Annotated in this window: 13 protein-coding genes and 1 pseudogene; 2 read left to right on the top strand and 12 right to left on the bottom strand. The window is 62.3% G+C overall.

Features of this window, described 5'->3' with window-relative positions; all coding sequences use genetic code 11:
- Positions 1–377, top strand: a pseudogene (locus QZ501_RS12460) (hypothetical protein); the annotation flags it as partial.
- Between the two features lie 13 nt (positions 378–390).
- Here the strand turns inward: QZ501_RS12460 and secF are convergent.
- From secF to QZ501_RS12430, 6 genes are all read right to left on the bottom strand, one after another.
- The gene (secF, locus tag QZ501_RS12455) at positions 391–1,347 is read right to left on the bottom strand and encodes a protein translocase subunit SecF (protein WP_295719889.1); all 957 of its coding nucleotides are present in this window, start codon (positions 1,345–1,347) and stop codon (positions 391–393) included.
- 10 nt (positions 1,348–1,357) lie between these two features.
- Entirely contained in the window at positions 1,358–3,211 is a 1,854-nt protein-coding gene (secD, locus tag QZ501_RS12450) for a protein translocase subunit SecD (protein ID WP_160899133.1), read from the bottom strand.
- A 27-nt stretch (positions 3,212–3,238) separates the two neighbouring features.
- Entirely contained in the window at positions 3,239–3,553 is a 315-nt protein-coding gene (yajC, locus tag QZ501_RS12445; protein WP_202405707.1) for a preprotein translocase subunit YajC, read from the bottom strand.
- Between the two features lie 41 nt (positions 3,554–3,594).
- On the bottom strand, positions 3,595–4,698 hold the full coding sequence (gene tgt, locus QZ501_RS12440; protein WP_295719891.1) for a tRNA guanosine(34) transglycosylase Tgt: 1,104 nt from the start codon (positions 4,696–4,698) through the stop codon (positions 3,595–3,597).
- 14 nt (positions 4,699–4,712) lie between these two features.
- Entirely contained in the window at positions 4,713–5,768 is a 1,056-nt protein-coding gene (gene queA / locus QZ501_RS12435; protein ID WP_295719886.1) for a tRNA preQ1(34) S-adenosylmethionine ribosyltransferase-isomerase QueA, read from the bottom strand.
- A gap of 148 nt (positions 5,769–5,916) precedes the next feature.
- On the bottom strand, positions 5,917–6,918 hold the full coding sequence (locus QZ501_RS12430) for an HDOD domain-containing protein (protein WP_295719884.1): 1,002 nt from the start codon (positions 6,916–6,918) through the stop codon (positions 5,917–5,919).
- A gap of 164 nt (positions 6,919–7,082) precedes the next feature.
- Between QZ501_RS12430 and QZ501_RS12425 the strand changes: the two genes are divergently transcribed.
- The gene (locus tag QZ501_RS12425; protein WP_295719882.1) at positions 7,083–8,621 is read left to right on the top strand and encodes a BCCT family transporter; all 1,539 of its coding nucleotides are present in this window, start codon (positions 7,083–7,085) and stop codon (positions 8,619–8,621) included.
- Between the two features lie 46 nt (positions 8,622–8,667).
- Here the strand turns inward: QZ501_RS12425 and QZ501_RS12420 are convergent, their stop codons facing one another.
- The 6 genes from QZ501_RS12420 to QZ501_RS12395 form a co-directional block, all read right to left on the bottom strand.
- Positions 8,668–9,264, bottom strand: a complete 597-nt coding sequence (locus QZ501_RS12420; protein WP_295719880.1) for a DUF2231 domain-containing protein — start codon at positions 9,262–9,264, stop codon at positions 8,668–8,670.
- A gap of 18 nt (positions 9,265–9,282) precedes the next feature.
- Complete coding sequence (locus QZ501_RS12415) at positions 9,283–9,678, bottom strand: hypothetical protein (RefSeq protein WP_160899128.1); 396 nt, start codon at positions 9,676–9,678, stop codon at positions 9,283–9,285.
- Positions 9,679–9,797: 119 nt separating this feature from the next.
- Complete coding sequence (locus QZ501_RS12410; protein WP_295719876.1) at positions 9,798–11,138, bottom strand: sensor histidine kinase; 1,341 nt, start codon at positions 11,136–11,138, stop codon at positions 9,798–9,800.
- Positions 11,125–11,790 carry a response regulator transcription factor gene (locus tag QZ501_RS12405; protein ID WP_160899126.1) on the bottom strand — a complete coding sequence of 222 codons (666 nt, stop codon included), beginning with the start codon at positions 11,788–11,790 and terminating at the stop codon, positions 11,125–11,127. Before QZ501_RS12405 ends, QZ501_RS12410 begins: the two co-directional genes overlap by 14 nt.
- Positions 11,791–11,799: 9 nt before the next feature.
- Positions 11,800–12,576 carry a copper resistance protein B gene (locus tag QZ501_RS12400; protein WP_295719873.1) on the bottom strand — a complete coding sequence of 259 codons (777 nt, stop codon included), beginning with the start codon at positions 12,574–12,576 and terminating at the stop codon, positions 11,800–11,802.
- Between the two features lie 23 nt (positions 12,577–12,599).
- The coding region (locus QZ501_RS12395; RefSeq protein WP_295719870.1) for a multicopper oxidase domain-containing protein at positions 12,600–12,913 on the bottom strand (314 nt) is incomplete at its 5' end.

Raw genomic sequence — 12,913 nt, 5'->3', positions numbered from 1 at the left:
CCCAGCAACTCGCACAGACCCTGATCAGCTGCAACCTGTTCAACCGCCGCAGCAGTGGCGAGGACAGTGGCGTCTGGCTGGACGTGGCGGGATCGCTGGTGCGCGAGGGCGCGGACCTGCACTACAACGGCTGCAGTGTTCTGGACATGGCAAGGGTTGCGGGTGGTTATCTGGACGCGGCCGTTCTGGCCACCGACCAGCGACACGAGCAGGTGATGGCCAGCCTCATCAGCCAGGAAGCCGGAGCTGTGGGCGGTGACCTCCGTGGCAACCCCCTCGGCCGCAAGGCCGGCGAGCTGGTGATTGCCAACAACCTGCTGTTCCGGGAAATCCTGCAGCAGGCCCAGCCCTACCGGCAGCGCATGACAGGCGCCTGAAAGGCGCCCGCATTCACTCCATGCGCTTGAGCCAGTCCGGCGGTTCCTCCTCTTCCGGCTGGCTCCCCTCCGCACCTTCCTTTTTCGGCACGTAGAGATCATCCCGGTTCACGTTCAGGGCCACCAGCATGTTCGCCGCCACATAGATGGACGAATAGGTACCCACCAGAACACCGATGAACAGGGCCAGCGCGAAGTTCCGGATCATTTCGCCGCCAAAGACCAGCAGTGACAGGAGCACCACCAGTGTGGTCGCGGACGTGACAATGGTCCTCAGCAGCACCTGGTTGAGAGAGGTATTGATGATCTCTTCAGGGCCGCCCTTGAGGATGCGACGGAAATTCTCCCGGATACGGTCGGACACGATGATGGTGTCGTTGAGCGAGTAACCGATCACCGCCAGAAGGGCCGCCAGCACCGTCAGATCAAAGGTGAGCTGGAAGACCGAAAAGATCCCGAGCACAATCAGAACGTCGTGGACCAGCGGCACCACGGAAGCGAAACCAAACTTGAGCTGGAAGCGCATGGCGACATAGATCAGCACCACGAAGAACGCCAGAAGCAGCGCGATGCCGCCCTGCTCTCGCAGCTCTTCGCCCACCTGGCCGCCAACGTATTCGGAGCGCTCCAGGGTCAGCTCCGCACCCTGGCTGAGCGCGGACACCACCTGATCCCCCACGGAGTCGTCGAACTCGGCCGGAAGCCGGATGAGGACCGCGGTATCCGAGCCAAAGTTCTGCACCATGGCATTCTCAAAGCCCGCGGATTCCAACTGGCCGCGCACCTCCGGAAGAGCCGGCGCCTCGGCGTACTCTAGCTCAACCAGGCTGCCCCCGGTGAAGTCCAGGCCCAGCTCCAGCCCCTTGATACCGAGGCTGACAGCCGAGCCCAGAACGAGAATGATCGAGAGCGCGGCGGCGACCCGCCGGAAGCCCATGAAGTCGATAGTACGTTTACTGCTTTCACTCATTCGATCACCCTCAGATTGACAGTGCCTTGAGGTCACTACGCCCGCCAATGGTGGCATTGACGATGGCGCGGCTGACCATGAGGGCCGTGAACATGGATGTCAGGATGCCGATCAGAAGGGTAACGGCAAAACCTTTCACCGGCCCGGTCCCCACGGCAAACAGAATGCCGGCGACCAGGAAGGTGGTGACGTTGGCATCAAAGATGGACACGAAAGCCCGGCTGAAGCCCGCGTTGATGGCGGACTGGACTGGCAGCCCTTCCCGCAGTTCCTCCTTGATGCGCTCGAAGATCAGCACGTTGGCGTCCACCGCCATGCCGACCGTCAGCACAATGCCCGCGATACCCGGCAGCGTGAGCGTTGCCCCGAGCACTGACATGGCGCCCACGAGCAGCGTCAGGTTCACCATCAGCGCGACATTCGCAAGCAACCCGAAGGCCTTGTAGATCACCAGCATCGTCAGCGCGACCAGGACGAAACCGAGGATCACGGAGTTGATGCCCGACTCGATGTTCTGCTGGCCCAGGCTCGGGCCGATGGTGCGCTCTTCGACGAAGTAGATGGGCGCTGCCAGCGCACCCGCGCGCAGCAGCAACGCCAGCTCCGAGGCTTCCGCCACATTCTCCAGGCCAGTCACCCGGAAGTTGCTGCCCAGAGTGCTGCGGATGGTCGCCAGACTGATGATGCTGCGCTCGGTCTCACGTACGCGCTCGGTGACCGTCTTACCATCCACCTGACGCTCAACCTCCTCACTGCTGTGCTCAATGAAGAGCACGCCCAGCTGGCGCCCCACGGCATCCCGGGTTACATCCTGCATCATGCTGCCACCGGGCCCGTCCAGGGTGATGTTGACCTGGGGCTGACCGTTCTCGTCGAACGACTGGTTAGCATCCGCCACATTGTCACCGGTGATGATGACATCACGCTCAAGCTCCGCCGTGCGGTTAGGATTGTTGCGGAACGGGAAGGTTTCCGTTCGTGCGGAGGAGGCGTCCGAGCGTGCTTCAAGCCGGAATTCCAGATTGGCAGTGGAGCCCAGAACCCGCTTGGCTTCAGCAGTGTCCTGCACACCCGGAAGCTGCACCACGATCCGGTCACTGCCCTGCTGCTGGATCAGCGGCTCGGCCACGCCCAGCTCGTTCACCCGGTTGCGCAGCGTGGTCAGGTTCTGGTTGAGGGCGTAGTCCCGGATCTCCGATGCCGACTGCTGGTTGAGCGTCAACTCCAGGATATAATCCTCACCGTCGGAGCGGGTATTGCTGCGGAACTGATCGTATTCCGAGCTCACCAGCGAGGCGGCGTCATCCCGCGCGGATTCGCTGGGGAAGACAAATTCCAGCTGCCCCTCTTCGGCATCACCACCGCGGTAGCGGATCCGTTCCTCGCGCAGCTGGCGCTTGATCTCGCTGGCGTAGACATCCAGCCGACGTTCCACTGCCGCCTCCATGTCCACCTGCATCAGGAAGTGGACACCGCCGCGCAGATCCAGCCCCAGATTCATCGGCGTCGCGCCGATGGATCGCAGCCAGTCCGGCGTGGTTGCCGCCAGGCTCAGCGCAGCAACGTATTCGGAACCGAGCGCCTCCTGGAGCTCGGAGCGGGCACGCAGCTGCGCATCACTGGAGTCAAAACGCAGCATGACCGCGCCGTCATCCACCGAAGGATCCCGGTAGTCGATGTCTGCCTCGTCCAGGGCTTCCTGAGCCCTGTCCAGCAGCGTTTCGTCAACGCTGACGGAGGCACTTGAGCCACTGATCTGGACAGCGTAATCGTCCGGAAACAGGTTCGGAAGCGCGTAAATGATACCGAGAAGAACCACGGCCGATACCAGCAGGTTCTTCCAGAGAGGATACTTGTTAAGCATCGGTGATCCTTGTGCGGAACCGGAAGATCAGATGTCCTTGAGCGTGCCCTTGGGCAGAGCCTGAGTCACAGACTGGCGCTGGACCTTCACCTCAACACCGTCGGCAATCTCCACCACCATGTAGTCGTCGGTCAGGCGTGAGATCCGGCCTGCCAGACCACCACCGGTCACCACTTCATCACCTTTGTCGAGGCCTTCAACCAGAGCCTTGTGCTCCTTGGCACGCTTGGACTGGGGGCGCCAGATCAGGAAATAGAAGATCAGGATAAAGCCGCCGAAGAGGACGACCTGGGAAATCATACCCGGCCCACCCTGGGGCGCGGCGACGGCGACTGCCGGCATAAGGGCCAGCAGAAGAACCATGAGCGAACGAACGCTGAACATCATCGGGCTACTCCGCGTAACTGATAGAACCTGTCAATGAAGGTCGCCAATGTACCTGCTTGGATAGCCTCACGCAATCCAGCCATAAGCGCCTGGTAGTAATGGAGGTTGTGGATGGAGGCGAGCTGGGCGCCCAGCATCTCCCCGCAGCGGTCCAGATGATGCAGATACCCCCGGGAGAAATGGCGGCATGTGTAGCAGTCGCACATCGGGTCCACCGGCCCGGTATCATACCGGTGACGGGCGTTGCGGATGCGCACCACGCCCTCATGGGTGAACAGGTGGCCGTTGCGTGCGTTGCGCGTGGGCATCACGCAGTCGAACATATCCACGCCACGGCTGACCGCCTCCACGATGTCTTCCGGGCGCCCAACCCCCATCAGGTAGCGCGGAGCCCCGGCGGGCATGGCCGGCTCCAGTGCCTCCAGGATCCGGTGCATCTCCCCGCGCGGTTCACCCACGGACAGCCCACCTATGGCGTAGCCCTCGAACCCGATGTTTTTCAGTCCTTCCAGGGACTCCCGGCGCAGACTTTCATACATCCCACCCTGTACAATGCCGAACAGCGCTGAAGGACTGTCACCATGAGCCTCCCGGCTGCGCTCCGCCCACCGGAGCGACAGATTCATCGAGCGCCGGGCTTCTTCCTCCGTCGCCGGGTAAGGCGTGCATTCGTCGAAAATCATGACGATATCCGAACCCAGCGCCCGCTGCACCTGCATCGACTTCTCAGGTGTCAGCTCCACCGGCGAGCCGTTGATCGGCGACTTGAAAGTCACGCCCGCTTCCGTGGTCTTGGTCATCTCCGAGAGGCTGAATACCTGGAAACCGCCGGAGTCCGTGAGCATCGGGCGCTCCCACCCGGCAAAATCATGCAGGTCGCCATGCGCCTGGATCACCTCGGTCCCCGGGCGCAGCATAAGGTGGAAGGTGTTGCCCAGAATGATCTCAGCACCGGTGGCCTCCAGGTCCCGCGGCAGCATGCCCTTGACCGTGCCGTAGGTACCCACGGGCATGAAGGCGGGCGTCTCAACGGTGCCACGCGGAAAGGTCAGCCTGCCGCGCCGCGCCGTGCCGTCACTGGCCAGATGTTCGAACTCCATGAAAGAGTTGCCCTTCATTCGGAAACCTCCGGTGCAACCGCCTCGGAATGCGGGAAAACCAGCATGGCATCGCCGTAGCTGAAGAAGCGGTAACGTTCGTCAATCGCCGCCTGATAGGCATCCAGCACGTTGTCACGCCCGGCAAAGGCACTGACCAGCATGATCAGGGTCGACTCCGGCAGGTGGAAGTTGGTGACCATGGCGTCGACGCTGCGGAAACGGTACCCCGGGTAGATGAAGATCCGCGTCTCGCCGGCGAACGGGGCGAGATGGCCCTCCCCCGAGGCGGACTCCAGGGCCCGGACCGCCGTGGTGCCCACGGCAACCACACGCCCACCCCGTTGCCGGGTGCGCGTCACCGCGTCCACAGCCTCCTGCCCCACGGACAGCCACTCCTGGTGCATGTGGTGCTCACGGATGTCCTCGCTGCGCACCGGCTGGAAAGTGCCCGCGCCCACATGGAGCGTCACGAAGGTGCGTTCGATGCCCCTGGCCGCGAGCTCATCCATGATGGCATCGGTGAAATGCAGGCCGGCTGTGGGGGCCGCCACGGCCCCGGGCTTTTCGCCGAAGACGGTCTGATAGCGCTCCTCATCCGTCATCTCGTCCGGCCGGTCGATGTAGGGCGGCAGCGGCATATGCCCTACGGCTTCCAGCACCGTCATCACATCCGTATCCGGGAAATGCACCCGGAAAAGCCCCTCCGGCGTGTGCTCGTCCACCACGACCCGGTGCCCGCCATCCAGGGTTATCTCCCCCCCGGAGGATGGTGTTCGCGATACCTTCAGGTGAACCAGAGCCCGGTCCGAATCCAGCACCCGTTCCACCAGCATCTCCACTTTTCCGCCAGAGGCCTTCTGCCCGTAGACCCGCGCCGGAATCACGCGGGTATCGTTGAACACCAGCAGGTCGCCGGGCTCCAGAAGATCCGGCAGTTCCCGGAAGCCGTGATGGGAGACCGTCCCATCCGTTCCATCCAGACGCAGCAGCCGGCTGGCCTCACGCTCGGCAAGCGGGTAGCGGGCAATGAGTTCATCAGGCAGTTCAAAGTGGAAATCGGAGCGTTTCATCGCGCGGAGGGTCCAAGCGGTTAGTTCTGGGCGCGAATGGTACCGGAGCCATGGTCGGTGGGGAAGCTCAGGCTTTCAGCTGGGCAACAGGATCTACTCGGTGCAGGTTCCTGACCCCCGGCACCCTCTGGGGCTGGATCCCCCGAGGCTAGGCGCGCCGAAGATCGGTCAGGACATGTTCCAGCCGGGGCTGATCCAGCCCGGTCACTGCCTCCAGCTCCTTCTGGAGCAGTGTCCCGCACCCGGCCTGGCGGAGCGTTTCATGGGTGCCCAGAACCATCCCCCGGGACAGGGTTGAGGCCTGCAGGCCCAGCGGCGAGTCATGCAGCTCCCTGAGCTCGTCGCGATAGGAGGCGGGCAACTCCCAGGCCGACACCAGACGCTCCAGCATGGCTCCCCGCTGCTCCTCCAGCACACTGACGAGCAGCGCCGGGCTGACAGAGTGATCTCCGGACTGAGCGCTCGCGATGGACTCCAGTTCCCGGTACAACGTCAGATAGGCAAGCCCCGGTATAAGGCCCAGCATGAACAGGTCCGGCCCTCCGCCGGGCTCCTGATGCGCGAGGCGATCACAGGCATTGGCGCAGAGCAGGCCCCACTGCCAGACATTACGCGCAAAGCCGGCTTCGGCCCGGGAGGCTGCCTGCATGACCGGGCGCATGACCGCCTCTGAAATCGCCCGCCGCACCCCCTCGAACCCTACAAGAAGAACCGCCTGTTCGACCGATTCAATGGGACGCTGGCCACTGTTGGTGGCGGTGAGGTTCACCACACGCAGCAGTTCATCGGTCAGTGCCGGCTCATCCTCAATGATGGTGGCAATATCCCGGTGGGTCTGGCGTTCATCGCCAAGTGCGCGAATCAGTTTCGGCAGGACCCGGGGCTGGCGGGGAATCCGCGACAGCCTCCGCTCACGGACCCGGAGCCTCAGCTCCGACAGTATGGCCTGTTCCGGAACCGTGGGTCCGGAATCCGGGGTTGTGGAACGCCCTACCAGCCACGCATGCAACCGAGCCACTTCCCCGGCGGTATCCGCCTCAGTGGCTTGTATTTCATCATTACCTTCCCGACGACTGGTATCTCCCCGGGCTTTTCCCTTACTGCCGTTGCCCGAAAGGAACGACAGCAGTGACTGAATCAACCGCTCCATGAACCACCCCTGTCCATGCTGGTGTGCTTCCTATCACGGCAGTGTACCAGCTGTGGCACGACGCTGCTTATGAGCATCCAAACCAGAGTGGCGGATCACGCGTAGCACAACGTAGATGCTAGGATACGCGGCCCGCGTTACTGGACCTCAACGGAGACCGACTCTTGAACCGACTCCGCCGCTTCCGCCTCTTCATTGTGTCCGCCACGGCCATCATCGCGCTGCTGGCGTTTGCGACCCTGCAGCAGGAACTGGCCCGGAGCGTGTTCTCGGGGCTCCAGGACTGGTTCTCCCATAACACGGGCTGGCTGCTGATCCTCATTATGAATGCCGCGCTGCTGTTCGCGGTCTACCTGATCTTCAGCCCCCTGGCGCACATCCGCCTGGGCGGTAAAGACGCCAGACCGGAGTTCAGCCGGCTGGACTGGTTCGGGATGCTCTTTGCCGCCGGCATGGGCATCGGGCTGCTGTTCTACAGTGTCTCGGAGCCACTCCAGCACTACGATACATTCGGCCCTTTTGTTGGAAACAACGCGGACACCGCTCAACTGGCCATGGAAACCACCTTCCTGCACTGGGGGCTGCATCCCTGGGCCATCTATGCACTGGTCGGCCTGACACTGGGTTACTTCCACTTCAACGCCAATCACCCATTGTGCTTCGAAGCGCCACTCAAGGAACTGGTCAGCCGCAAGCGCGCCCGGCGAATCGGGGGGTTCGCCAACTTCGCCGCAGTGATCGGTACCGTGTTCGGCGTCTGCACCTCGCTGGGGCTCGGCACCAGCCAGGCGGCCGCGGGTATCGCCCAGCTCACCGGCTATGAGTCCGGGCTCTGGCTGCAGATGCTACTCATTGGCGTGGTGTGTGCTGTCGCGCTCGTCTCGGTACTCACCGGCCTCAGCAGTGGCGTGCGGCGGCTGAGCAAGATCAACCTGCTGCTGGCCGGGGCCCTGATGCTGTTTGTGCTGGTTGCCGGCGAGACCGTGTTCGTGCTCAAGGCGCTCGGGCAGCACATTGGCGGTTACTTCAACGATCTGCTGACACTGTCGACCTGGAATGAAACCTACCAGGGCACGGACTGGCAGTCTTCCTGGACGGTGTTCTACTGGAGCTGGTGGATCTCCTGGTCGCCCTTCGTGGGCATGTTCATCGCGCGTGTCTCACGGGGCCGGACGATCAGGGAGTATCTGCTGGGTGTACTGCTGGTTCCGTCATTCTTCAACTTCCTCTGGATGACGGTGTTCGGCGCCAATGCCCTGCACCTGGAACTGTTCCAGAACGCAGATTTCGTGCAGACGGTAATGGAGGCACCCAACTCCAGCCTGTACAACTTCCTGGAGTTTCTGCCGCTGAGTACCGCCACCATCGGCATCGCGATCCTCGTGGTTCTGGTTTTCTTTGTGACCTCAGCGGATTCCGGATCGCTGGTGGTGGCCACGCTGACCTCGAACGGCCGCGACCCCAGCTGGCAGCAGCGCCTGTTCTGGATGACGGCCATCGGGCTGGTTACGGCGGTGCTTCTGCGGGCAGGCGGACTGAATGCCCTGCAGTCGGCCACTATCGCCAGTGGCCTGCCGTTTGGACTCCTGCTGCTGGCGTTCATTCCGGCCCTGCTGATCGCCCTGCGCCGGCCCTACGAGCACCAGCGGGTGCATGTGCGGATTCCCCGGGAACCTTCCCGGGAGGACCGCAAAACGGGATAATCTTCCCGACTGGAGAGTTTCCAGCCAAAAGAGAGACGCCGCGCGCTTAATGCGCGTGGTCATGCCCCTCATGACCTTCGGGTGCCGTCTTCTCAGCACCGCCCTGCTCTGACTCCTGCTGTTCAGGCTCACCGGCTTCCCCAGCTCCTCCTTCAGAGGACTCCACGGAACGCTTAATTACTGGCTCCTGAACACTCTTGGGCAGACGCTCAACGCCAAGACCATGGCGATACACGTTTTCCGCCCCGAGATAACCCGTGACCCCAACCGCAGCGGTCCCCACGAGCATGACCACGGCAAGCAGCACGCCGGCACCCCGAGCACGATGGCGCTCAAGCCAGGCGAGCACAGCCGCCACTGCAAACACCGCGACCGTCACCCAGGCGGCGGTCATGTGCCGTTCCATGGCCTGGTGACCCGGGCCATCATGGGCCACCGAGTTATAGGCCAGGTAACCCGTAAACAGCGTCGGCAGGAGAAGGAGGCTGCCAATGACCAGGTTCCAGCGTGCCGCAGCCGTCACATTCTCCCCAGCCCTGTCCTGAAGCACGAGGCCAAGCAGGAAAAAAGCCGTGGCCATGCTCAGCAGGGCAATCGGGAAATGCACCCAGATGGGATGCCAGTTGGGAACAATCTCGATCATCACAGCCCCCTGTGCCTCTCACTCTTCGAGCGACTCACGCTCCATCATCTGCTTCATCATGCCCTGCATCATCTGCATGTGCTGTTCCATGCGCTGCATGCGCTGCTCCATGGGCATTTCAGACTGACCATTACCGGCCCCCTTACCGCCCTGCATCATCTGCATGGTGCTTTGCATGCTGTTCATATGTTCGCGCATGAGTTCACGACGTTCCTCGGCATCCGTCGTTCCCCTGAGCTGATTCATCTTTTCGTGCATCCGCTGCATGTGCTCCTGCATCTGTTCGCCATGCATCATGCCCATGCCCGAACCATTGCCCATCATGCCGTCATGGCCATGCTTGTTGCCTTGCTGGGCGAACACGGGATTCACAGCCAATACCGTGAAAAGCGCCAACGCGATTATCTTTTTCATCCCTTACATCTCCTTTACTGGTTCTTATTGATCGTAACCAGGACCAACCCATGGTCCGACAACTTCCATCAAACCACAGAAAACTGATCTGAAACTGATTGCCCTCAAACGTTAAGCTATTACAGCGAAATTCTCTCGGGCAGGACGACCCGGGCACGGAAGCCGCCAGAGTCACTGAGGTCAAACACCACCCGGCCGTCGTACCGCCGGACAACATCCCTGACAATGGCAAGTCCCAGCCCATGTCCCGCGGCCTGCTCATCCAGGCGCTGACCACGTGCTCCAAGTGTCGCCAGTTGTTCCTGGGGTACCCCTGGGCCGTCGTCACTGGCTTCAATGACCAATCCCGTTTCATCCTCACGCAACGACAGAGTCACGCTTGAAGCGGCCCATTTCCCCGCGTTATCCAGGATATTCCCGAGGATCTCGTTGAGGTCGTATTCCTCAATCGGCCAGCGATGCTCGTCCGCCATAGCGGTTTCGAGCTCAAACTCCTTCCCAGGATAGAGACGCCCCAGCATCCAGAGCAGTTCCCGCGCCTGGCTCAATGGCGCGGCGCCCTTGCCAGCCTGGGCGCCGGCAAAGCGGCTGCGGCGCATCTCGGTCTCGAGCTGACCGTCAATATCAGAGAGTCGCCGGGCCAGCTGCTGGCGCATATCCCAGTCCAGGGGCTGCTCGCGCTCCTCAAGAACCTGGCGGACCGCCGTAATGGGTGTCTTCACACTGTGAGACAGGTTAGCCAGCGCCTCCCGCGACCGGATCAGACGCTGATCAAGGGTGTCGAGGAGCTGGTTCAGCTGCCCCACAAGTGGCTGGAACTCGGCGGGCGTCTCAATATCGAGACGTTCCCGTTCGCCCTGCTGCAACTCTTTCAGCGCGGCCTGGAGCCTCGCCACAGAAGCCAGGGAAAGCCGGATCGCAATCCAGATCACCAGAACGAGCAGGCCCAGTAACACCGCGGAAACCACCGCCGTCCAGATGTGCAGTTCGCGCTGACTGGCCCCAAGCCGGGACAGGTCTTCGGCAACAACAATCACTGCCTCCCGACCCTGCCGCTCGAAGGTTTCACGGTAGGCAAGGTAATCAGAAATCTCTCCGTCGGCCCCGGTCCGCCGGATGAATCCAGTCCGGCTCTCTTCCAGAAGGGGGACCAGTAATGAGCTCCAGGAAGAAGGGCTGACGTATTGCCGGGAACCCACGCGCACTGCGAACGCATGGTGGAGCACCTGCTCGAAATACGCCCCGGTATTCAGCGCTTCCACGCTTCCATGGGCCTGATTGAGACGGTGCCTGAGAAACCCGACCTCTTCCCTGAGACGATCTTCCACAAAACTGTGCGCCATGCGCTCCAGCAGGGCGCCATGGATAACCCAGGCGGCCCCCATCAGGGCAATGGCAGCGGGGAGCAGTACAATCAGTAGGGTCCGCCGGATGGAGCGGTTGAGGTCAATCCATGGCATTGAACATATACCCCTGGCCACGGCGCGTCACAATGGCCTCCTGCCCCGCGAGCTTACGCAGTCGGCGGATATAGGCCTCAATCGCGTTGTGGCTCGGGCTTTCATCCAGATTATAGACCTGCTCCAGGAGCTTTTCCTTGGAAAAAAGCTGGCCGGGCCGGCTCATCAGGCAGCGAAGCAGGCGGAATTCCGTCCCCGTCAGGGGGTGTTCCTCGCCATCCGGTGTCTCCAGGACCTGACGGTTCTCATCCAGCCGGAACCGGCCGGCGGCAATGACCGAATCCACCCGTCCCTCGCTGCGGCGGATCAGGGCATCCAGACGGGCCAGGAGCTCTTCCGTCTGGAAGGGTTTGGCCAGGTAGTCATCGGCACCGGCCTTGAGACCGCTCACCTTATCCTGCCAGTCACCGCGGGCAGTCAGGATCAGCACGGGCATGGTCACCCCATGCGAGCGCCACTTCCTGAGCACATCCAGACCATTGCCGTCGGGCAGTCCCAGGTCCAGCACCACGACACGATAGTCCTCCTGCCTGCCAAGCTGGGACGCCCCCGACGCCGTGGCGATGCTGTCCACACTGAAGCCTGCCGCCGAAAGCTGGCGTTCCAGGCTTTCGGCAAGCAGGCTGTCATCCTCAACAAGCAGCAGTCTCATGGCATTCCTTCAGAACCACCAGCGCACACCGGCAACCAGGGATGTTTTCTCTGTATCCTCACCTTCGGTCCGGGTCAGCTCAGCCGTGTCGCCGTACTGATCCTGCCAGCGCACCCCGACATAGGGCGCAAACTCACGCGCCAGCTCATAGCGCAGACGCAGCCCCAGGGTGAGCCCGTTAACGCCCTCACCGACGCCGAACTCACGCACCTCGCTGAACGCGTAGCTGGTCTCCGCCCGGCCCTGAAGGATCAGGCGCTGGGTGAACAGCCAGTCGTACTCACCCTCGAATTCGGCGACTGCATCGCCATCCTCACTGACGCGCAGGCCAGTGTCCACCTCGAACCAGTAGGGGGCCAGCCCTTCAAAGCCGACAACGGCCGAGGCCCGGTCCCTGTCCGGCCCGGGGCCGAAGGTTGTCTGATACCCGAGGCCCGCCTTGGCACGCCAGTAGGCACTGACTCCGTAGCCGTACTGCACATCGAAGCTTTCCACATCGCCGCCATCGCCACCTGAGACCAGGGCCTCGCCCTCGGAGTCAACAATCAGGCGGTGCGTATCTCCACCCCACCAGGCCTGGCCCTCCCAGGCAAAGACATCCTCATCGTCGCCGTCCTGATATTCGAAACGGTCCATCAGAAGCTGGCCATGGGTCACATCATCGTGCACCGGCAGTGACCACTCCGGCTCCGCCTGCGGCCCCACACCCTGCGCCAGAGCGCCGGTGGCCGGCACCATCAGACCCAGGAGCAGCAGGGCCGTGTAACGAACCTGTTTGACCGCCATTGAAATCCTCCTGTTCGGCACACTCATTGAACGGACACCACGCGGAACATGCCCGCTTTCATGTGGTAGAGCAGGTGGCAGTGAAAGGCCCAGTCGCCTTTATGCTCCGGCGTGATCTGCGCCGAGATCATTTCTCCGGGCTTGACCAGCAGGGTGTGTTTGCGCGGCCGATAGCCGTCGTTCCCCGTCTCCAGTTCCATCCACATGCCGTGGAGATGAATGGGGTGATCCATCATGGTGTCGTTGACCAGGATCAGGCGCAGGCGCTCGCCGTAACCAAACGGAATGGGGCCATCGACCTCCGAGAACTTCTCGCCGTCAAAGGACCACATGTAAC

This window comes from uncultured Halovibrio sp. (assembly GCF_913056445.1).
Lineage (GTDB): Bacteria > Pseudomonadota > Gammaproteobacteria > Pseudomonadales > Oleiphilaceae > Halospina > Halospina utahensis_B.
The sequence above is the reverse complement of the archived record's forward strand: the minus strand, read 5'-3'. Positions and strand labels throughout refer to the sequence as shown.

Coding starts and splice junctions, on each gene's coding strand:
- QZ501_RS12420 (WP_295719880.1), bottom strand. CDS start 9,264: ATGATCGAGATTGTTCCCAACTGGCATCCCATCTGGGTGCATTTCCCG.
- QZ501_RS12405 (WP_160899126.1), bottom strand. CDS start 11,790: ATGAGACTGCTGCTTGTTGAGGATGACAGCCTGCTTGCCGAAAGCCTG.
- QZ501_RS12400 (WP_295719873.1), bottom strand. CDS start 12,576: ATGGCGGTCAAACAGGTTCGTTACACGGCCCTGCTGCTCCTGGGTCTG.
- QZ501_RS12430 (WP_295719884.1), bottom strand. CDS start 6,918: ATGGAGCGGTTGATTCAGTCACTGCTGTCGTTCCTTTCGGGCAACGGC.
- tgt (WP_295719891.1), bottom strand. CDS start 4,698: ATGGAGTTCGAACATCTGGCCAGTGACGGCACGGCGCGGCGCGGCAGG.
- yajC (WP_202405707.1), bottom strand. CDS start 3,553: ATGCCGGCAGTCGCCGTCGCCGCGCCCCAGGGTGGGCCGGGTATGATT.
- secD (WP_160899133.1), bottom strand. CDS start 3,211: ATGCTTAACAAGTATCCTCTCTGGAAGAACCTGCTGGTATCGGCCGTG.
- QZ501_RS12415 (WP_160899128.1), bottom strand. CDS start 9,678: ATGAAAAAGATAATCGCGTTGGCGCTTTTCACGGTATTGGCTGTGAAT.
- secF (WP_295719889.1), bottom strand. CDS start 1,347: ATGAGTGAAAGCAGTAAACGTACTATCGACTTCATGGGCTTCCGGCGG.
- queA (WP_295719886.1), bottom strand. CDS start 5,768: ATGAAACGCTCCGATTTCCACTTTGAACTGCCTGATGAACTCATTGCC.
- QZ501_RS12410 (WP_295719876.1), bottom strand. CDS start 11,138: ATGCCATGGATTGACCTCAACCGCTCCATCCGGCGGACCCTACTGATT.